Source organism: Rhodococcus sp. 66b (genome assembly GCF_002076325.1).
GTDB lineage: Bacteria > Actinomycetota > Actinomycetes > Mycobacteriales > Mycobacteriaceae > Rhodococcus_F > Rhodococcus_F erythropolis.
Map to the genome: position 1 here is coordinate 64,934 of NZ_MUZB01000015.1, position 19,373 is coordinate 84,306.

Sequence of the window (19,373 nt, forward strand, 5' to 3'; positions counted from 1 at the left end):
GCGTGCACAGATACGGCTACAAGTTGGCTGCTCTGGGCTTGGCTGCGGCGATCGTCGGGGTCATCGCTTTGTCGGTCGCGTCTTTCAACCAGGTGTTTGTCGCTCGCGTCCCGATCACGGTGATCGCGGAGCGCGCGGGGCTCGTGATGGATCCGGGCGCGCGGGTGAAGATGGCCGGGGTGACCGTGGGCTCGGTGGAGTCCATCACGCCGACTGACGACGCTACCGCACAACTGTCGTTGTCGATCGATCCCGAAGCGCTCGAATCGATTCCGTCAAACGTGGATGTGGCGATCACGTCGAACACGGCCTTCGGCGCGAAGTTCGTCAGCCTGTCCTCGCCGGAGCAGCCGAGCAGCGCGCGACTTGCCGCCGGGGCGACGATCGACGCATCCCGGGTGACTGTCGAGCTGAACACGGTGTTCGAGAAACTCACCACCGTGCTCCGGACGGTGGACCCGGGCAAGCTCGATTCGACATTGGGTGCCCTCTCGACTGCTCTGCAAGGACGCGGCGGACGGCTCGGGGTCGCACTCGAACAAGCAGATTCCTCGTTGCTCGAATTCAACACTGCACGTGAGGCTCTCGATCATGTGTTGACTGATTTACCAGCCGTCACACAGACCTACCGCGACGCTGTTCTCGACTTGATGGACACCCTCGACTCGCTCACGACGACGGGAACCACTGTTCTCGACGAGCAGCAGAATCTTGATCTCCTCTTGCTCAACGTGATCGGGGTCGCCCGCACCGGAGAAGATGTACTGGGAGCCAACGCCGACGGTATCGACACCGTTCTGTCGTTACTGCGGCCGACCACCGCACTGCTCGAGGAATACTCCCCGGTGATTCCCTGCATGTTCCACGGACTGCAGGAGAGCAAGAAGATCGGCGACGGCGCCTACAACGGACAACCAGGAATCAAGATGTCGATCGGTCTGATCGCCGGAACCGAACCGTACCGATATCCCGACGACCTTCCGAAGGTCGCGGCAACAGGTGGCCCGCAGTGTATGGGTCTTCCACTGCGCGACCCGAACGTCAATGCTCCGTACCTGGTGACCGACACCGGGGTGAATCCGTTTGCGCCCGAGCGTCAGCCGAATGGTGGGCAACCGATGAACACGGTCCCGGATCTGATGAGCTACCTGTTCGGGACGGAGATCCGATGAAAGTTCGTGGGTACACCGTCAAGTTCGGAATTTTTGTTCTGGTGATGATCCTCGTCAACGCCGGGCTGATCCTCGTGTTCGGCCAGATGCGAGGTGGCGACGCGAGGTCGTACTCGGCGGAGTTCGTCAACGCCTCCGGGCTCAGAGCCGGCGACAAGGTGCGCATCGCGGGTGTGCCGGTCGGTTCTGTCGGCTCCGTCGAATTCGGTGGGAATCACCGTGCCCACGTGAGTTTCAGTGTGGATACGGGTGACACCGTGACTGTATCGACCAGAGCCGCTGTTCGATATCAGGATCTGGTGGGTAATCGATACCTCGAACTGCTCGACGATCCGGGGATCGCGGAACCGCAGCCACAGGACGAGAGCATTCCCGTCGATCGCACCGCACCGGCACTCGACCTCGATGCGCTACTCGGTGGTTTCAAGCCGCTGTTTCAAGCCCTGGACCCGGAGCAGGTCAACGCGTTGTCGATGTCCTTGCTGGAGGTGTTTCAAGGCCAGTCCGGAACTGTGGCATCGGTGCTGGCGCACACCGGATCGATCACGAACACTCTCGCAGACCGCGACCAACTGATCGGTCGAGTGATCGGCAACCTCGACGGTGTGCTCAGTGAATTGCGCAGCCGCGGTGGTCAGTTCAGTGACACTCTCGATCACCTACAACAGCTGGTCAGCGGGCTCGCGGCGGACAGGGAGATGATCGGGACTGCCGTCGAGAGTGTGAACACCGCATCAGGCACCTTCGCCGATCTCCTCGCCGGAGTTCGCCCGGACATCGCGGGAAACCTGTCGAATCTGGACGCAAGCCTGAATCCGCTGATCGAGCAACAAAGTGAGCTCGATCGGATTCTCGCGTCCATGCCCTCGAACTACAAGCAGCTGATCCGCGTCGGCTCGTACGGGTCGTTCTTCAACTTCTATCTGTGCGGAATCGCACTGAAGGTCGACGGTGCCGACGGTACGCCGCTCACTGTCGACCTGGTGGATCAGACGACCGGAAGGTGCGCACCACGATGAGAGAGATGGCACAGAGCCAGGCCGTACGCGTGGGGGTCGTGGGATTGGTCGTCACGGCCGCCGTCGTATTGGCATCGCTCCAGTATCAGAATCTGCAGTTCCTGAAATCGGGTGTCGGGTACAGCGCGGTGTTCGCCGACGCCAGCGGTCTCGCGCCGGGAGACGAAGTCAACGCCGCCGGAGTGAAGATCGGAACGGTGGACCGGATCGAGGTCGAGCACGGACTCGCGCGCGTGGATTTCACACTGGAAGGCTCGATCGGTTTGGGAGAAAGCACATCGGCGGCCGTCACCACGATGTCGTTGCTCGGCAAGCGAGCGGTATCGCTCGATCTGGACGGTCCGGGAAGGATCGCGGTCGGCGGCGAGATCCCGGTCGAGCGAACAAGATCGGCGTACTCGCTGCCCGACGTGCTCGGTGACCTCACCACGACGGTCGAGGACATCGATCTCGACCAACTCTCCGAATCGCTCGACGCAGTGGGGCAGGTGATGTCCGACAGTGCGCCGAACCTGAGGCCGGCGCTGGACGGTGTCGCACGGATCTCCGACAGCGTCAATAGACGCGACGACATGTTGCGCACCTTGCTGTCCGATGCAAACGACGTCGCCGGGACGCTGGCCGAGCGTGGACCACAGGTCAACGCGCTACTCGTCGACGGCAACGCCTTGTTGGGAGAACTGGATCGGCGACAGGCGGCGCTGGGGGAAGTGATCACGAACATCTCGGCGTTGTCGACCCAGCTGAGCGGACTCGTCCACGACAACGAGGCGCAATTGCAACCGGTCCTCGGCAAACTCGACACGGTTGTCGGCATTCTGCAGAACAACAAGGACAACCTTTCTCAGGGAATCGACGGTCTCGGTACGTACGTGGGCACGCTCGGCGACACCGTGGCCAGCGGTCCCTTCTATTACGCCTACGTCCAGAACCTGGTACCGGCGCAATACACCCAACCGTTGATCAACGCGATGTTCGGGCTACCACCTGCGCCGCTACCGATTCCGGAGGTTCGATGATGGGTGCCTTACGAGTTCGCAAACCGGTGAACTGGCGTCGAATCGCCGTCGTCGGTGGAAGCGTCGTCGGCGCGGCGATCGTCGTCGCGTCGGGATACCTTGCGGTGCAACATCTGCGCTACTACAACGTGACCGCCTACTTCACCTCGACGACTGGTCTGTATGTCGGTGACGACGTTCGTGTCGTGGGAGTCGACGTCGGCCGCGTCACCGAGATCGCCCCACAGGGAGATCGAATGCGCGTCGAACTGAAATTGGCGCGCGAGGTTCCCGTCGCCGAGGACGCGAAAGCGGTGATCGTTGCCCAGTCACTGGTCTCGGCCCGCTTCGTGCAGTTGACGCCGGCGGTGACGGACGGCGCCGACGCACTGAATGACGGTGCGGAGATCGAGCTCGACCGAACAGCCGTCCCGGTCGAGTGGGACCAGATCAAGGAACAGCTGGGCCGGGCTGCCGATGCTTTGGGTCCCGACGGGGACGATCGCGGTCCCGCCGCCAACTTCCTCGACGGTGCCGGATCCGCACTGGCCGGCAACGGGGAAGCGCTGGGGCGCTCGGTGACCGAACTCTCGGAGGCTATGAGCACACTCGACGAAGGCGGAGCCGATCTGTTCGGCACCATCCGCGGCCTGCAGACCTTCACGACCGCACTCGCCGCAAGCGACGAACAGATCGTTCAGTTCCAAGGACGGCTGGCAAATGTCTCGAGTGTGCTCGCTGAGAGCCGGACGCAATTGGCTCCGGCTCTCGCCGATCTGGACGCCGCCGTCGTCGACGTACAGCGGTTTGTCGAACAGAACCGAACCGGCTTGACGGAGCAGATCGCGAAGTTGGCCGACGTGTCCCAGGTATTGGTCGACAAGCGCGCAGGTCTCGAGAAGGTACTGCATCTGGCTCCGACAGCGTTGTCGAACTACTACAACGTCTACCGGCCGGCCCAAGGAGCGATGGTGGGTGTGCCCGCATTCCAGAACGTCGGCAACCCGATCGACTTGATCTGCGGCGGAATCGCCGGCCTGGCCAACGACACCTCGAAGAAGGGCGCGGATTTGTGCATCGAATACCTCGGCCCGTTGCTCAACACGATCAAAGCGAACTACCCGGACCTGAGCATCAATCCGACCCGGGCGCTCGGCGCTCTTCCGGACCAACTGGTGTACAGCGAGCCTGATCTGGAACCGACTGGCGCCTTGAGTTTTCCGACGGTACCGGTGGCGTCTGATCTGACCGGCTTGCTCATGCCGTCGACAGGATCACGATGACTGGCCGCCAGTGGGGAACAGTGTGTGTGGCGGCGAGCGCTGTGCTCGTTCTGACGGGTTGTCAATGGAGCGGGCTGAATTCGGTGTCGCTGCCGGGCGCGGCCGGCCGCGGTGAGGGAAGTTTCTCGGTCGTGATCGAGATGCCGGACGTCACGTCGATCAGTCCCAACTCCCCGGTCATGGTCAACGACGTGACAGTCGGAAGTATCAGTGCGATCGAGACCGACAACTGGCACGCACGGGTGACGGTTGCGCTCGACGGCTCGGTGTCGCTGCCCGCCAACGCGACTGCCAAGATCGGCCAAACCAGTCTGCTCGGATCCAAACACGTCGCGCTCGCGCCGCCCACCGAGGTGGCGCCGGAAGGGCGGTTGTCGGAGGGATCCGTGATTCCCCTTGCATCGGCCAGTGTCTATCCCACCACCGAGGAAGCGTTGACGGCACTGTCCTTGGTGCTCAACGGCGGTGGGCTGGCCCAGATTCACAGCATCACCACGGAACTGAACACTGCTCTCGGCGGACGGACCGATGCGGCGCGCGACCTGCTGAGCCAGATGGACACCGTGACCGAGACACTCGACCGTCAACGCGAGGCGATAGTCACGACCATGGAGAATCTCGACGTGTTCGCCGGCGAGATCACGGCTCAGCGAGACGTTCTCGGTGAGGCGTTGGAGACCCTTGATCCGGCCTTGGCGGAACTGAGCGCCCAACGCGTCGACCTGACCACCGCCCTCGCTGCGGTCGGCAGGTTCGGGGACGTCGGGACCGATCTGGTCGACCGGACCCGCGACGATTTGAAAGCCAATTTGAGCGCCTTGGAATCGACGCTGCAGAAGGTGGTCGAAACAGGACCGGACCTGATCAACAATTTGGGCAATCTGAGTACCTTCCCCTTCCCCCAGACGACCATCGACGACGGAATGCGCGGTGATTACACCAATTTGTGGGCGCTGATCGACCTCACGAGTAATCGCCTTCAGTCAGGTCTGGGCTTCGGTACTCCGTTCGGGGCGCCGCAAACTCCGGTGGAGAACGGAATACTGGTCGATCCTTTGACCGCGCCTCTGGGTACCGGGCGGGCCGCCCCAAGTGACACCGGGCGGGCCGCCCCAAGTGGTACAGGGCGGACCGACCAGGACGGTGGACGATGATTCTCACGAAGTTGGTGCGAAGGCAATTGACGATCTTCGCGATCCTGGCGGTGATAGGCATGAGCGCAGCGGCTATCTCGTACCTGAGAGTTCCGACCATGCTCGGCATCGGGCGCTATTCGGTGACAGTCGAACTGCCCGACGCCGGCGGCCTGTATCGGAACGCGAACGTGACCTATCGCGGCGACACCATCGGTCAGGTCAGGTCGGTGCGCCTCTCTCCGGGAGTGGTACGCGCCGAATTATCTTTGGAGAGTGCGGTTCCCGTTCCCTCCAGCGGACTCACAGTAGCGGTGCGAAGCGTGTCGGCAATCGGTGAGCAATACGTCGACATGCAACCGAGCACCGCGGACGGACCCTTTCTGGCCGACGGAGACGTGATCGGCCCCGAAGCTGTCACGATCCCGACCGAGATCGGACCGGTCCTCGATCAGGCGCAGGCGATGCTCGCATCCGTACCGCAGGACAAGTTGCGATCGGTGATCGACGAGTCCGCGGCAGCTTTCGGAGGCAGGGGAGAGGATCTGGCTCGTCTGCTGGATTCGACCACTTCGTTCGTCGATCAGATGTCCGCTGCCACAACGCCGGCTACGACGCTCGTACAGCAGTTGGATCCGCTCCTGCAGACACAGGTGGTGACGGGCGATCAGATTCGCCAGTGGGCGTCCAGTGTCGCTCAACTCAGTGGACAGTTGGAGGTCGCCGACGGCTCCGTGCGCAATATCCTCGAGACCGGACCGGGCTTCGCGACTGAAGCCGACCTGCTGTTTCAAGGCCTCAAACCCACTTTGCCTGTGCTGCTTGCCAATTTCACCAGCACCGCTCAGGTGGCTTTGACGTACAACGCCGGGTTGGAACAGGTGCTCGTCATCTTGCCGCCACTGGTCGCGGCACAGGAAACCGTCGTACAACGCGGGCAGGTGGACGGCGCCGCGAACGTCAACTTCCATCTCCAAGCGCAGGACCCTGCGGCGTGCTCGACCGGTTACCTTCCTGCCGATCAGCGACGGGACCCAACCCAGACGAGTGTGCCGGACACCCCGGCCGACCTGTACTGCAAAGTGCCACAGAACTCGGTCTTCGCCGTTCGTGGATCTCGGAACATTCCCTGCATGGAGGTACCGGGCAAACGAGCACCGAGCCCGGAGATCTGCCTGAGCCCCGAAGCGTACGTGCCGTCGGGGACGAATGCGCCCGGCGAGTTGTACACCGGGCCTGACGGAGTCGACTATCGACACACGGAGTTGGCTCCGGCTGACTCCGGTCCGGGGGAGGGTGAGCCGTGGCAACAGTTGCTGACGCCGACGAATCGCTGAGAGGTGAGGTGATGGATCCGGTCCGAGGGAAGCGCGGTGTACTCACTGCCCTGGTCTGGATTGCACTCGCGGCTCTGAGCGTCGTTGTCGTCTTCGGTTGTCTGGCAGTTCGATCGGACCGCGTGCGAGAGTCCCAGCGTCAAGGGTTCGTCGACGGTGCTGTCGCAGGAACCCTTGCTCTGATCGACGTTCACTCTGCCACGCTCGACGAGGATCTCGCGGAGCTGAAGTCGCTGACTACGGGAACTTTTGCAGACGAACTGAAGTCCGGTGAATCTGCGTTCGTCGCATCGATCCGTGATTTCGCCGTCGATTCCGACGGTCATGTCGACACCGCAGCCCTGGCATCGGAATCCGGAACCTCGGGGGTGGTACTGATCGCGGCATCGGCTCAGGTCGGCAATTCGGCGGGAGAGTCTTCGGCGCGAACCTACCGTCTTCGCGTCGGTGTCGAAGAGGTCGACGGTCGGGTACTGATGTCGAGTGTGGAGTTCGTCCCGTGAAGCGCGCGGTCTTGGCGTTTGCAGCGCTGATCTTGGTGGGAGTCGGCGGGACTCTGCTCTGGAGTCACCACCGTTCGGCAGCCGCTGAAACCGCACGTGTCGAGGTGATCGGTGTGGCGCCGATGCTCGTCGAGAATCTCTTGAGCTACAACAGCGACACGGTGGACGAGGATCTTGCACATGCTGCCGAGGGCGCAAGTGGAACATTTCAGGACCGCTTCGCTGAATTCGGATCGAAAACCGTTGCACCCCAGTCGAAGGAGCAAGGAATCAGCACGAAGGCGCGAGTAGTCGACGTGGGAGTGCTCTCCGCTGCTGCAGACCGAGCGGAATTGCTCCTGTTCGTCGATCAGATCACGACGAGTATCGCGCGGCCGGCACCAGCGTCGACGTCGAGCCGAGTCGAGGTGACACTCGATCGAGTCGACGGCACATGGTTGGTGAGTGCCATGACCCCCGTCTAGTGAAGGTTGTCGCGGCCCGCCATGATCAGCCTGGCAGTGACTTCGAGCCGGTCTGCGATCTGCGAATAGGACTCGTATCCCATGCCGGCTCGGACAAGCGCTCCGGACCAGGAGATTTCGAGTGCTTCGAGTACGTCGGGATCGTATGACGGCCCCAGTGCCTCGATGAGCCGCTCGCGGATGTTCTTGCCGATACGTCCCCGAAGGTGTTCGACGTCGGGATCGTTGCCCATCATCGCCGTGGTCACGGCCGCAGCCAGCTCCGGTTCGTCGGAAACGAGGAGTGCGACGCTTCGAAGGACCGAGCAGACCTGCGCTTCTCGTTCCGCCTCGGGGGAGGGCTCGTGAGGTACCGCGTCGAGTCGGCGCCAGAACAGTTCTGCCACAAGGTGACTCTTGGACGAAAAATAGGTGTATGCCGTGGCTGCGGCGACACCGGCTTCCGCTGCCACCATTCGCACAGTCAGATCGGCAAACCCTTTGTCGCGCAGGACCGTGATCGCTGCCGCGGTCAATCGATCGACGGTTTCGGCTTGCTGCTGTGTGAGCCGTCGACGAGTGGACTCGAACTTGGTCTTACCAGACATGTGTCCAGACACTACGGGATCAGACCCGTGCGAGCAAAGTGTGCGCTATCGCCGCTCGTTCTCGCTCCCGCTCGGTGTCATGTCTCGCTCCCGCTCGGCGTCATGTCTCGCTCCCGCTCGGCGTCATGTCTCGCTCCCGCTCGGTGGGACAGAATTTCGATCCCCCGCGATCGCTAAGTCCATGTGTTAGAACGATTTCTAGAACACGTTCGGAAATGTGCCCAGGATCGGAGAGGCTGATTATGACGAAGTGGGACGAGACATGCGACGTACTCGCTGTGGGATCGGGCGGCGGACTCGCCGGCGCGTACACGGCAGCACGCGAAGGCCTCGACGTCATTGTGATCGAAGCGACCGACAAGTACGGCGGAACAACGGCGTACTCGGGCGGCGGCGGAATGTGGTTCCCGTGCAACGCCGTTCTTCGCCGGGGCGGGGACGACGACACCATCGAAGATGCGCTGGAGTACTACCGTTCGGTGGTGGGTGATCGGACACCTGCCGACGTCCAGGAGGCATACGTTCGAGGCGGCGCCGGGTTGATCGACTATCTCGAAGAGGACTCGAATTTCGAGTTCCAGATACTGCCGTGGCCCGACTACTTCGGGGAAAAACCCAAGGCTCGCGCGAGCGGTCGACACATCGTTCCCAAGCCGATGAACGCTAAGAAGCTTGGTGTGCTTCGTGATTCACTTCGATCGCCGCTCGCGACGGAGCGGTTGGGTGAAGAGTTGCCGGCGTACCTCGTCGGCGGGCAGTCGTTGATCGGTCGATTCTTGCTGGCACTTTCGACATTCGCCAACGCCGCCATGCACCTGAACACCACTCTCGAAGAATTGGTCGTCGAGGACGGATCGGTCGTCGGCGCGGTCGTCGAACTAGGTGGTCGGCGTCGAACCATCCGAGCCCGCAGAGGAGTGATTCTGGCCGCGGGCGGATTCGAACAGAACGAGACCCTGCGTGCCGAATTCGGTGTTCCCGGCTCGGCGCTCGACACGATGGGTTGTCCCGGCAATCTCGGCAAGGCGCATCAGGCGGCTATCGCCGTGGGCGCCGATACCGACCTCATGGGGGAGGCCTGGTGGTCGCCGGGGCTCACCCATCCGGATGGCCGCTCCGCGTTTGCGCTGTGGTTCACCGGCGGAATCTTCGTGGACGACAACGGTCGTCGATTCGTCAACGAGTCTGCGCCGTACGACCGCTTGGGCCGCTCCGTCATCGAACACATGCTGGCACGAGAAGTAACCACACCGTATTGGATGATCTACGACAACAGGGAAGGTGCAGTGCCGCCGGTGAAGGCGCCCAACGTGCCCATGGCGCAGACGGAGCAGTATGTGGATGCGGGGTTGTGGAAGAGTGCCCAGACGCTCGAAGACCTCGCCGCCCAGATCGATGTTCCCGCAGCGGAACTGGTGCAGACCGTGAAGCGATTCAACGAGTCTGCGGCGACCGGCGTCGACACGGACTTCGGCCGAGGAGACACTGCGTACGACCGTGCCTTTTCGGAGGGGGCTTCACCGCTCGTACCGATCGACCAAGGACCGTTTCACGCTGCCGCTTTCGGTATCTCCGACCTCGGGACCAAAGGTGGTCTACGTACCGACGCAACCGGGCGGGTGCTCAAAGCCGACGGTACGGCGATTGCCGGGTTGTACGCGGCGGGGAACACGATGGCAGCGGCCAGCGGGACAACGTATCCCGGAGGTGGAAACCCGATCGGAGCGAGCATGTTGTTCAGTCACCTGGCTGCACTCGACCTCACGAAGCCGCCGTCGTAAGGATCGGGCCGCTCGTGTCGGGAAAGGGGTCAGGCCTTGCCGAGTCCGGCGGCGATTCCCTTGTCCAATTGGCTGAGCATTGCAGTCCCCAAGGACGAAAGCTGGGCGACCTGGCGATCATCGAGGCCCTCGAAGAGGAGACCTTGAACGGAGGCGACGTGTGGCGGCGCGGCCGCGACGACCTTTGTCATTCCTTCGTCGGTGAGTACTGCGTTGGAGCCGCGGCTGCCGCGAATGACTTCCCGTTTCACCCAGCCGGCTTTCTCCATCTTCGTGATGACGTGCGAGAGGCGGGACAGGGAAGCGTTCGCGCGCTGGGCCAGTACCGACAACTGGAGCTTGTGGTCGGGGGCGTCCGAGAGTGCGGCGAGCACGAAGTATTCGAAGTGGGTGAGTGCCGAATCGCGTTGCAGTTGAGTGTCGAGTGCGGCAGGCAACCGTGTCACGAGAGCGATCAGTGTCAGCCAGGCTTCCTGCTGCTCGGCTGTGAGCCACTTCGTCTGAGACTGCGCGTCGGGCTGCGCGGTCGGTTCACTCATCGGTGACTTCTCCTTCGGGTCGAGCATTCTTCGTGCACGGAGCGTGCTGGTGTACAGCGTCTCAGACGCATGTCCAGAAGAATATTGCGGGGAATAGTTGCGGGACGCAAGTGTTGAGTCCTATATTAGGTTGAACCTTCAACTTAACGACGAATGTCTATCCCGAGGAGCCCATATGTCCACCACAACCATGCCTGCGCTGTATCTCAGCCACGGTGCTCCGCCGCTGGTGGACAGCGCGTTGTGGGTCGACCAATTGGGGGCGTGGGCCGGTGATCTTCCGCGGCCGACGGCAATCCTCGTCGTCTCGGCGCACTGGGAATCAGCACCGCTGACGATCGGTTCGACGACCACGGGCACCCCGCTCATCTACGACTTCGGTGGTTTTCCCGAGAGGTTCTACCGCGCGAAGTACAACTCTCCCGGCGCTCCGGAACTCGCCGCTCAGGTTGCCGCGTTGATGCCGGACAACGAACGAGTGGTTCAGCAGCCGAATCGAGGACTCGATCACGGTGCCTACGTGCCGCTCACGGTGATGTACCCGGACGCAGACATCCCGGTACTGCAAATTTCGCTGCCAACCCTCGATCCCGAGCGTTTGCTCCATCTCGGAGAACGCCTACGGCCACTCCGTGAGCAAGGTGTACTGATCGTGGGATCCGGATTCACCACGCACGGGCTGCCGTTCCTGCGTGATCCGTCACCGGAGGCGCAGGCCCCGGGATGGTCGGCGGAATTCGACGCGTGGGCAGGGGAGAGGTTCGCTGCCGGAGACGTCGATTCGTTGATCGACTTCCGCGCCCAAGCTCCCGGGATGCCGTACGCGCATCCGACCATCGAGCACTTCGCCCCGTTGTTCGTCACGCTCGGTGCGTCGTCCGATCCGGAGCAGGTGCCCACCCAGGTGATCGACGGATTCTGGATGGGACTTGCGAAGCGCTCGATTCAGGTCGCCTAGAGAATCAGGTTGCTCAGAGAATCATTTCGCCCAGGTGAGTCAGCTTCGATTGCGAAGGAACTCGAGTGCCTGGTCGCCGTGCGTGTTGGCGCGAAGTTCACTCGAGATGACTTTGAGAACGGTGCGGTCGGTGTCGATTACGAAGGTCGAGCGTTTGACCGGAGCCAGCTTGCCCAGGAGTCCGCGCTTGACGCCGAACTGTTCGGCTACCTTGCCGTCGGTGTCGGCGAGCAGGGGGTAGTCGAAGGATTGTGCGGTGGCAAAGGTGGACTGAGCTTCGACCGTATCGGTGCTGATACCTGCCCGCGAAGCGCCCACCGCGGCGAATTCGCTGCCCAGGTCACGGAAGTGGCACGCCTCGGCGGTGCACACCGGCGTCGAGGCTGCCGGGTAGAAGAAGAGGACCAAGGGGCCGTTCGCGAGCAGGCTCGTCAGCGAGCGCGGAGTTCCGTCCTGGTCGGGCAGCGAGAAATCGGGGGCGAGTTGGCCTGGTTTCATTCGGCCGAGGTTACCCGCGCACGACGACCGTGTGGGGGAGCCTGGGATGATGGAGGCATGCACGGCGAGCCCACCTCCATGTCCGCACGGTCGTCCGACACCGCGATCGTCGGTGACGCGTCCGATTCCACCACCACTCGGGAGCAGTTCCGTGCCCTCGCAGCTGAGCACCGGGTCGTTCCGGTCACTCGGAAAGTGTTGGCGGACTCCGAAACTCCGCTCTCGGCGTACGAGAAGTTGGCCGGTAATCGTCCAGGCACCTTCTTGCTCGAGTCGGCCGAGAACGGTCGTTCGTGGTCGCGGTGGTCGTTCATCGGCGTCGGGAGTCCGGCTGCACTGACCGTCGTGGACGGAGAGGCGGCTTGGTACGGCAATGTTCCGGCCGGTGCTCCGGCCGGCGGTGACCCGATCGATGCACTCGGTGCCACCCTCGAACTACTTCGTTCGGAGCGACTTCCCGACCTACCCCCGCTGACCGGCGGAATGGTCGGGTTCCTCGGTTACGACGCGGTGCGGCGCCTCGAGAGATTGGGTGACTCCGCGGTCGACGACCTGCAGATACCCGAGATGGTCATGCTGCTTGCTGCCGACATCGCCGCTGTCGATCACCACGAAGGGGCGATCACCCTCATCGCCAATGCGGTCAACTGGGACGGCACCGACGAGCGTGTCGACACGGCGTACGACGACGCGGTCGCCAGGTTGGACGCGATGACTCGCGCTCTCGCGGCGCCGGCGAAATCGACGGTGTCGACATTCTCGAAAGCGACTCCGAACTACCATCGTCAACGCACCACCGAGAGCTTCGGTGTCGACGTCAAAAAGTTGATCGGCGACATCGAAGCGGGCGAGGCATTCCAGGTAGTTCTCTCGCAGCGATTCGAGATCGATTGCACTGCAGCACCGATCGACGTGTACCGGATGCTGCGCGCGTCGAACCCCAGCCCGTACATGTATCTGCTCAACGTGCCGAACGGTGACGGAGAGACGGCGTTTTCGATCGTCGGTTCGAGCCCTGAAGCACTGGTCACCGTCGCCGAGGGCGTCGCGACAACACACCCGATCGCTGGAACCAGATGGCGCGGTGCCACAGAGGAGGACGACATCCTGCTCGAGAAGGACCTCCTCGCCGACGAGAAGGAAAACTCCGAGCACCTCATGCTCGTCGATCTGGGGCGAAACGATCTGGGTCGTGTCTGTCGCCCGGGCACGGTGAAGGTGCACGACTACCGGCACATCGAACGGTACAGCCACGTGATGCATCTCGTATCGACCGTCACCGGTCATCTGGCCGAGGGAAAGCACGCTCTCGACGCGGTCACCGCATGCTTCCCCGCTGGAACCCTGTCAGGGGCACCCAAGGTGCGTGCGATGCAGCTGATCGAAGAACTCGAGCCAACCAGGCGGGGTATCTACGGCGGCATCGTCGGCTACCTCGACTTCGCCGGCGACGCCGACACCGCGATCGCGATCCGAACGGCATTGATCAAGGACGGGATCGGATATGTCCAGGCGGGCGCCGGCGTCGTCGCCGACTCCGATCCGGTCTACGAGGACACCGAGGCCCGCAACAAGGCGATGGCAGTGCTGAGCGCCATCGCGTCGGCGCACACCCTGCGCACCATCGGAGGTGACGATCAGTGAGTGAGAACGAGTCGATTGCAGCGGAGCAGCCTACAAGGGCTTCTCGTGGCACCGCTGTGCCGAGAACGCTTTTGCTTGCACTGTCGGCAGCAGCTCTGTGGGGCAGCTCACGAATGACGTGGGTTCATCTGACCTCGAGCGACGGCAAGACGCTGGAGCGGACGACGGACCTCGACGGCAGCACCTGGGCGGCGGCGATGACTCCGCTCGCGCTCGCGCTTCTGGCGGCGATCGCGGCGTCGTTCGCGGTGCGAGGTTGGGCCCTTCGTGTGGTCGGACTGTTGGTGGCACTCGTCGCCGTCGCGGTTGCGGTTCCGGCGGTGCAGTTGTTGGTGTCCGGAGCCTCTTCGGACCGAGCGGTGGAGTTGGCCGAGTTGTCCGGTCACCCGGAAGATCTCTCAACGACTGTTTCGGTACTGCCTGCCTTGCTTGCGTTGCTCGGAGCGGTGGCGGCGCTCGGCGCAGCAGTACTTCTGATGCGCAAACCTCCAGTGCGAGGCGGGTTGTCGTCGAAGTACGACAGCCCTGCCGCCCGCCGCGAAGCTGCAGCCAAGCTCGGTCAGGGAGACACACCCGCGTCGGACGAGCCTGTGACACAACGGATGTTGTGGGACGCGCTCGATGCCGGAGAGGACCCGACAGTGGCTGACGGGGACGACGGAGTTGGGGGAGGCAACGGTGCGAAACCGGGGTCGTCGCACTGAGTAAGACTGAACCCTCACCTGCGTGGGTACCCCGGCGGAGTAGCCAAATTTCGTCCCACTAGGCTGAGACCACCCTGATGACGTATCTCACATCGGGCTCTTGCCCAGAAAGGATTCGGGCCACGATGACCGTACTCGACTCGATTCTCGACGGGGTGCGCGCTGATGTCGCCGCCCGCGAAGCCGTACTCGACTTCGCTGCAGTCAAGGCTGCTGCGGCCGCTGCACCGCCTGCACTCGATGCTGCAGCAGCACTTCTGGAATCGAGCATCGGCGTCATCGCCGAGGTCAAGCGAGCGAGCCCGTCAAAGGGTGCGCTGGCCGACATTGCCGATCCCGCAGAGCTTGCCGCGGCTTACCAAGCCGGTGGCGCACGCATCATCAGTGTTCTCACCGAAGAGCGCCGTTTTCACGGCTCGTTGGCCGACCTCGACGCAGTCCGTAAAGCGGTCACCATTCCGGTGCTGCGCAAGGACTTCATCGTGGGGCCGTACCAGATTCACGAGGCTCGCGCTCACGGCGCCGACGTCATCTTGCTGATCGTCGCGGCACTCGAACAGCAGGCGCTCGCCTCGCTGATCGATCGCACCGAATCTCTGGGAATGACTGCCCTCGTCGAGGTGCACACCGAGGAAGAAGCCAACCGCGCGCTCGAAGCCGGCGCCAAGGTGATCGGTGTCAACGCGCGCAACCTCAAGACCCTCGAGGTGGACAAGAACACCTTCGGTCGCATTGCGCCCGGTCTGCCGACCGAGACGATCAAGATCGCCGAATCGGGTGTTCGCGGAACTGCCGATCTGTTGGCGTACGCCGGTGCGGGCGCCGACGCAGTGCTCGTCGGTGAAGGCCTCGTGACCAGCGGCGACCCTCGCAAGGCCGTCGCAGATCTGGTCAATGCCGGTGCACACCCGTCCTGCCCCAAACCGTCTCGATAAAGCGCTTCACCCGCCCGGCGTGCTTTGATGCACCCGGGCGGTGACCAGCGACACCGTTGGGGCAGACTGGTGGGGTGACTTCACGTACTCAGGAACCAGGCTCCGGTGCAGTATTCAAGGGCGGCAATCTGCCGCCGGCCAGCGCGGGACTCACCGAGCGCTCTCACGACCCGGATGCCGGAGGGCATTTCGGCGTCTATGGCGGACGGCATGTGCCGGAAGCCCTCATGGCGGTTATCGAGGAAGTCACTGCGGAGTACGAAAAGGCTCGCGCGGACGACACGTTCTTGAACGAACTCGATCGCTTGCAGCGCGATTACACCGGGCGTCCGTCGCCGATTTTCGAGGCAACACGAATGAGCGAGTTCGCCGGTGGTGCGCGCATCATTCTCAAGCGTGAAGATCTGAACCACACCGGTTCTCACAAGATCAACAATGTTCTCGGTCAGGTTCTGCTGGCGAAGCGTATGGGCAAGACCCGCATCATCGCCGAGACCGGAGCGGGCCAGCACGGTGTGGCATCGGCCACCGCCTGTGCACTGCTCGGTCTCGAGTGCGTCATCTACATGGGTGCTGTCGACACCGAACGTCAAGCACTGAACGTCGCACGCATGCGCCTGCTCGGCGCGGAGGTCGTCTCGGTCGAGACCGGTTCGCGCACGCTCAAGGACGCGATCAACGAAGCCTTGCGCGACTGGGTTTCCCACGCGGACAACACCTATTACTGCTTCGGTACCGCGGCAGGCCCGCACCCGTTCCCCACCATCGTTCGCGACTTCCAGCGAGTGGTCGGCCTCGAAACACGCGTCCAGGTTCAGGCACTGACCGGCCGCCTGCCCGATGCAGTCACAGCCTGCGTCGGAGGCGGCTCCAACGCAATCGGAATCTTCCACCCGTTCATCGACGATCTGTCGGTACGTCTGGTTGGCTACGAAGCAGCCGGCGACGGTGTCGAAACCGGAAGGCATGCAGCAACGTTCGCCGGCGGTACCCCTGGCGCATTCCAGGGTGCCTACTCCTACCTGCTCCAGGACGAAGACGGTCAGACCATCGAATCGCACTCGATCTCTGCTGGTCTGGACTACCCGGGCGTCGGACCCGAGCACGCTTACCTGAGCGATATCGGGCGTGCCACCTACGAACCCGTCACCGACAGCGAAGCGATGGATGCTCTACTGCTGCTCTCGCGCCGCGAAGGCATCATCCCGGCCATCGAATCCGCCCACGCCGTTGCCGGCGCGCTCCGACTGGGCAAGGAACTCGGCGAGGGCGCGATCATCGTCGCCAATCTCTCCGGTCGCGGTGACAAGGACATGGACACCGCCGCAAGCTGGTTCGGTCTCTTCGACGGCGCCTCGAGTCAGGCAACCGCTCCGGCTGATGCAGCAGACCAGAACGACAACACGGAAGGCTCGGACAAGTGAGCGAACGACCATCACGCCTCGCACCCACCTTTGCAGCGTGCAAGGCTGACAAGCGTGCCGCCCTCGTCGGTTACCTGCCTGCCGGTTATCCGACCGTTCCCGAATCGATCGACGTGTTCAAGGCGATGGTCGACGGTGGCTGCGACATCATCGAAGTCGGTGTCGCGTATTCCGATCCGGTCATGGACGGTCCGACCATCCAGCGTGCAGCCGAAACCGCACTCACCAACGGCGTTCGCCTTCGCGACATCTTCACCGTGATCGAGCAGATCAGTTCGGTCGGCGGCAAGGCCGTCGTGATGACCTACTGGAACCCGGTACTGCAGTACGGCGTCGACAAGTTCGCACGAGACCTCGCTTCCGCCGGCGGGCTCGGACTCATCACCCCCAACCTCATTCCGGAAGAAGCAGGCGCCTGGATGGAAGCATCCGAGGAGCACCACCTCGACCGGATCTTCCTTGTCGCCCCGTCCTCGACGGAAGAACGGCTCGCGATGACACTCGACGCGAGTAGTGGATTCATCTACGCGGCCTCGACAATGGGTGTCACCGGCGCTCGCGACGCCGTGTCGTCGATGGCTCCGGAACTGACCGCACGAATCCGCGCGCATTCCGACATTCCCGTCGGCGTCGGATTGGGTGTTCGGTCCGGCGCACAAGCTGCCGAAATCGCGGCATACGCCGATGCCGTCATCGTCGGCTCGGCTCTGGTCTCCGCGGTCGAGAACGGCTTGGGAGCGGTTCGCTCGCTCACCGAAGAACTCGCCGAGGGCGTCCGCTCGGCTACCGTGGCGTCGTGACCTCAACTGTGGACCTACTGGCCTATATCCCCAGCCCGCCCCAAGGCGTCTGGTACGTCGGACCGGTAGCGCTGCGCGCCTACGCGCTCTTCATCATCCTCGGCATCATCGTCGCGATCGTGTGGGGAGATCGTCGTTGGGTCGCCCGCGGCGGCGAGAAGGGGACCGTTCTCGACATCGCGATCTGGGCTGTTCCGTTCGGGCTGATCGGTGGCAGGCTCTATCACGTATTGACCGACTGGCCCGCCTATTTCGGCGAGAACGGTCAGCCTCTTGATGCACTCAAGGTGTGGCAGGGAGGCCTCGGAATCTGGGGAGCTGTGTTCCTCGGCGGCATCGGTGCGTGGATCGGCTGTCGTCGACGCGGCATTCCGGTTTCCGCGCTCGGTGATGCGATTGCGCCCGGAATCCTGCTCGCGCAGGCCATCGGTCGTATCGGCAACTACTTCAACCAGGAGTTGTACGGTCGCGAGACCACCGTCCCATGGGGCCTCGAGATCTTCGAGCGTGTGAACTCTTCCGGCCAGCTCGATCAACTGGCAGGTGTCTCCAACGGAGAAGTCATTCGGGTCGTTCACCCGACGTTCCTCTACGAAGCTGTGTGGAACGTCCTGATCGTGATCCTGCTGGTCCTCGTCGACCGCCGATTCAAGATCGGTCACGGACGCCTGTTTGCTCTGTACGTCGCGGGTTATTGCCTGGGCCGGTTTGTCGTCGAACTGATGCGCGACGATTTCGCATACGAGATCGCCGGCATTCGAGTCAACACATTCACTTCGGGGATCGTGTTCTTCGCCGCACTGGCCTACTTCTTCCTGGCGAAGAAGGGTCGTGAGGATCCCGCTGATTTGAAGTCGAAGGACTACGTCGCTGCGGTAGCTGCCGGCGAAGCAGGAGTCGCGGCGCCAGTTACCGAAACTGATTCGGCGAAGGCCGACGCGAAAGGCGCCGATGCTGAAGATTCTGAATCCGATGCTGCCGAATCCGCTTCCAGTGAGGCAAGCGCCTCCACGGCAGCGTCGGATGAGTCGTCGGACGCGGTGAAGCTGTCGAAGAAAGACAAGCCGTGACAGGTCCCTACTCGCAAGGAGGATTCCCCGAGGATCAGGGACCGGTCTACGGCGCGCCCAATCCGTACGGATATCAGCAGCCACTGCCCGCTCAATCGATGTACGGGTTCGGAGATCCCTATGCGCCGTACGGTCGGCACCCGGTAACGGGGGAACCGTATTCCGACAAGTCGAAAGCTACAGCTGGACTGTTGCAGATCTTGCTGGGCTTCTTCGGAATCTGTGGAGTCGGTCGTCTTTACATCGGGAGCGTCGGCATCGGACTGTGCCAACTGCTCGGCATGTTCTTCGCGCTGTTCATGTCCGCGTTCCTCATCGGAATTCCATTTGCCATCGGAATTTGGATCTGGGCGTTCGTCGACGGCATCGTGATACTTTCGGGCAATGCGCGGGACGGTGCTCGCCGGCCGTTGCGAGGATGAACCGCGAGGATGAACCGCGAAGACAGATGTGTGGGGGACCGGCCACGCGAAGGCCGAACCCTTCTCGTGGCCCGATAACAAAAGCTATTACGTACCGTCGTC

20 protein-coding genes are annotated in these 19,373 nt (G+C 62.8%); 17 read left to right on the forward strand and 3 right to left on the reverse strand.

The genetic code is table 11. The features are described from left to right. Nucleotides 1-2 precede the first annotated feature (2 nt). Genes B0E55_RS25090 through B0E55_RS25125 form a run of 8 tightly spaced genes read left to right on the forward strand, consistent with a single transcriptional unit; the run spans nucleotide 3 to nucleotide 7,909 of the window. Nucleotides 3-1,172: an MCE family protein gene (locus B0E55_RS25090; protein ID WP_019748673.1), complete on the forward strand. Its 1,170-nt coding sequence runs from the start codon at nucleotides 3-5 to the stop codon at nucleotides 1,170-1,172. Continuing rightward, on the forward strand, nucleotides 1,169-2,191 hold the full coding sequence (locus B0E55_RS25095; protein ID WP_080910681.1) for an MCE family protein: 1,023 nt from the start codon (nucleotides 1,169-1,171) through the stop codon (nucleotides 2,189-2,191). Before B0E55_RS25090 ends, B0E55_RS25095 begins: the two co-directional genes overlap by 4 nt. Continuing rightward, on the forward strand, nucleotides 2,188-3,210 hold the full coding sequence (locus tag B0E55_RS25100; RefSeq protein ID WP_030536766.1) for an MCE family protein: 1,023 nt from the start codon (nucleotides 2,188-2,190) through the stop codon (nucleotides 3,208-3,210). The genes B0E55_RS25095 and B0E55_RS25100 overlap by 4 nt, the downstream gene beginning before the upstream one ends. After that, nucleotides 3,210-4,472 (forward strand): MCE family protein, encoded by a 1,263-nt coding sequence (locus B0E55_RS25105; protein WP_080910682.1) that lies wholly within the window; start codon nucleotides 3,210-3,212, stop codon nucleotides 4,470-4,472. The genes B0E55_RS25100 and B0E55_RS25105 overlap by 1 nt, the downstream gene beginning before the upstream one ends. Next, nucleotides 4,469-5,626 carry an MCE family protein gene (locus B0E55_RS25110; RefSeq protein WP_198538447.1) on the forward strand — a complete coding sequence of 386 codons (1,158 nt, stop codon included), beginning with the start codon at nucleotides 4,469-4,471 and terminating at the stop codon, nucleotides 5,624-5,626. The genes B0E55_RS25105 and B0E55_RS25110 overlap by 4 nt, the downstream gene beginning before the upstream one ends. Next, nucleotides 5,623-6,942, forward strand: a complete 1,320-nt coding sequence (locus B0E55_RS25115; RefSeq protein WP_080910683.1) for an MCE family protein — start codon at nucleotides 5,623-5,625, stop codon at nucleotides 6,940-6,942. Before B0E55_RS25110 ends, B0E55_RS25115 begins: the two co-directional genes overlap by 4 nt. Then, nucleotides 6,909-7,445 carry a hypothetical protein gene (locus B0E55_RS25120; protein ID WP_241896144.1) on the forward strand — a complete coding sequence of 179 codons (537 nt, stop codon included), beginning with the start codon at nucleotides 6,909-6,911 and terminating at the stop codon, nucleotides 7,443-7,445. The genes B0E55_RS25115 and B0E55_RS25120 overlap by 34 nt, the downstream gene beginning before the upstream one ends. Beyond that, entirely contained in the window at nucleotides 7,442-7,909 is a 468-nt protein-coding gene (locus B0E55_RS25125) for a hypothetical protein (RefSeq protein WP_030536761.1), read from the forward strand. Before B0E55_RS25120 ends, B0E55_RS25125 begins: the two co-directional genes overlap by 4 nt. Here B0E55_RS25125 and B0E55_RS25130 read toward each other — a convergent pair. Next, nucleotides 7,906-8,496, reverse strand: coding sequence for a TetR/AcrR family transcriptional regulator (locus tag B0E55_RS25130; RefSeq protein WP_003943994.1), 591 nt, complete (start codon nucleotides 8,494-8,496; stop codon nucleotides 7,906-7,908). The two genes, B0E55_RS25125 and B0E55_RS25130, sit on opposite strands and share 4 nt — an antisense overlap. Nucleotides 8,497-8,738: 242 nt before the next feature. On the opposite strand from B0E55_RS25130, the gene B0E55_RS25135 reads away from it, so the two are divergent. Beyond that, complete coding sequence (locus tag B0E55_RS25135; protein ID WP_080910685.1) at nucleotides 8,739-10,277, forward strand: FAD-binding protein; 1,539 nt, start codon at nucleotides 8,739-8,741, stop codon at nucleotides 10,275-10,277. Between the two features lie 29 nt (nucleotides 10,278-10,306). Here B0E55_RS25135 and B0E55_RS25140 read toward each other — a convergent pair whose 3' ends face one another. Next, complete coding sequence (locus B0E55_RS25140; protein WP_029538195.1) at nucleotides 10,307-10,816, reverse strand: MarR family winged helix-turn-helix transcriptional regulator; 510 nt, start codon at nucleotides 10,814-10,816, stop codon at nucleotides 10,307-10,309. Nucleotides 10,817-10,991: 175 nt separating this feature from the next. On the opposite strand from B0E55_RS25140, the gene B0E55_RS25145 reads away from it, so the two are divergent. Next, nucleotides 10,992-11,774: a dioxygenase family protein gene (locus B0E55_RS25145; RefSeq protein WP_019748662.1), complete on the forward strand. Its 783-nt coding sequence runs from the start codon at nucleotides 10,992-10,994 to the stop codon at nucleotides 11,772-11,774. A gap of 39 nt (nucleotides 11,775-11,813) precedes the next feature. Here B0E55_RS25145 and B0E55_RS25150 read toward each other — a convergent pair whose 3' ends face one another. After that, nucleotides 11,814-12,272: a peroxiredoxin gene (locus B0E55_RS25150; protein WP_020907928.1), complete on the reverse strand. Its 459-nt coding sequence runs from the start codon at nucleotides 12,270-12,272 to the stop codon at nucleotides 11,814-11,816. Between the two features lie 57 nt (nucleotides 12,273-12,329). Here B0E55_RS25150 and B0E55_RS25155 point away from each other — a divergent pair, with 57 nt between their 5' ends. The 7 genes from B0E55_RS25155 (at nucleotide 12,330) to B0E55_RS25185 (ending at nucleotide 19,271) form a co-directional block, all read left to right on the forward strand. Then, on the forward strand, nucleotides 12,330-13,916 hold the full coding sequence (locus B0E55_RS25155) for an anthranilate synthase component I (RefSeq protein ID WP_080910686.1): 1,587 nt from the start codon (nucleotides 12,330-12,332) through the stop codon (nucleotides 13,914-13,916). Then, a complete protein-coding gene (locus tag B0E55_RS25160; RefSeq protein ID WP_080910687.1) occupies nucleotides 13,913-14,620 on the forward strand; it encodes a TIGR02234 family membrane protein in 708 nt (235 codons plus the stop codon). Before B0E55_RS25155 ends, B0E55_RS25160 begins: the two co-directional genes overlap by 4 nt. A 125-nt stretch (nucleotides 14,621-14,745) precedes the next feature. Further along, nucleotides 14,746-15,555, forward strand: a complete 810-nt coding sequence (gene trpC, locus B0E55_RS25165) for an indole-3-glycerol phosphate synthase TrpC (protein ID WP_003944016.1) — start codon at nucleotides 14,746-14,748, stop codon at nucleotides 15,553-15,555. A 74-nt stretch (nucleotides 15,556-15,629) separates the two neighbouring features. Then, a complete protein-coding gene (trpB, locus tag B0E55_RS25170) occupies nucleotides 15,630-16,979 on the forward strand; it encodes a tryptophan synthase subunit beta (RefSeq protein WP_080910688.1) in 1,350 nt (449 codons plus the stop codon). Beyond that, complete coding sequence (gene trpA, locus B0E55_RS25175; protein WP_003944010.1) at nucleotides 16,976-17,779, forward strand: tryptophan synthase subunit alpha; 804 nt, start codon at nucleotides 16,976-16,978, stop codon at nucleotides 17,777-17,779. The genes trpB and trpA overlap by 4 nt, the downstream gene beginning before the upstream one ends. Beyond that, entirely contained in the window at nucleotides 17,776-18,849 is a 1,074-nt protein-coding gene (gene lgt, locus B0E55_RS25180; protein WP_019748656.1) for a prolipoprotein diacylglyceryl transferase, read from the forward strand. The genes trpA and lgt overlap by 4 nt, the downstream gene beginning before the upstream one ends. Further along, nucleotides 18,846-19,271, forward strand: coding sequence for a TM2 domain-containing protein (locus tag B0E55_RS25185; RefSeq protein ID WP_080910689.1), 426 nt, complete (start codon nucleotides 18,846-18,848; stop codon nucleotides 19,269-19,271). The genes lgt and B0E55_RS25185 overlap by 4 nt, the downstream gene beginning before the upstream one ends. Nucleotides 19,272-19,373: the final 102 nt, after the last annotated feature.

Excerpts from the sequence above, each read along its gene's own strand:
- B0E55_RS25095 (WP_080910681.1), top strand. The coding sequence starts at position 1,169 with ATGAAAGTTCGTGGGTACACCGTCAAGTTCGGAATTTTTGTTCTGGTG.
- trpC (WP_003944016.1), top strand. The coding sequence starts at position 14,746 with ATGACCGTACTCGACTCGATTCTCGACGGGGTGCGCGCTGATGTCGCC.
- B0E55_RS25105 (WP_080910682.1), top strand. The coding sequence starts at position 3,210 with ATGGGTGCCTTACGAGTTCGCAAACCGGTGAACTGGCGTCGAATCGCC.
- B0E55_RS25130 (WP_003943994.1), bottom strand. The coding sequence starts at position 8,496 with ATGTCTGGTAAGACCAAGTTCGAGTCCACTCGTCGACGGCTCACACAG.
- B0E55_RS25155 (WP_080910686.1), top strand. The coding sequence starts at position 12,330 with ATGCACGGCGAGCCCACCTCCATGTCCGCACGGTCGTCCGACACCGCG.
- B0E55_RS25145 (WP_019748662.1), top strand. The coding sequence starts at position 10,992 with ATGTCCACCACAACCATGCCTGCGCTGTATCTCAGCCACGGTGCTCCG.
- B0E55_RS25110 (WP_198538447.1), top strand. The coding sequence starts at position 4,469 with ATGACTGGCCGCCAGTGGGGAACAGTGTGTGTGGCGGCGAGCGCTGTG.
- B0E55_RS25135 (WP_080910685.1), top strand. The coding sequence starts at position 8,739 with ATGACGAAGTGGGACGAGACATGCGACGTACTCGCTGTGGGATCGGGC.
- B0E55_RS25100 (WP_030536766.1), top strand. The coding sequence starts at position 2,188 with ATGAGAGAGATGGCACAGAGCCAGGCCGTACGCGTGGGGGTCGTGGGA.
- B0E55_RS25140 (WP_029538195.1), bottom strand. The coding sequence starts at position 10,816 with ATGAGTGAACCGACCGCGCAGCCCGACGCGCAGTCTCAGACGAAGTGG.
- B0E55_RS25115 (WP_080910683.1), top strand. The coding sequence starts at position 5,623 with ATGATTCTCACGAAGTTGGTGCGAAGGCAATTGACGATCTTCGCGATC.
- B0E55_RS25150 (WP_020907928.1), bottom strand. The coding sequence starts at position 12,272 with ATGAAACCAGGCCAACTCGCCCCCGATTTCTCGCTGCCCGACCAGGAC.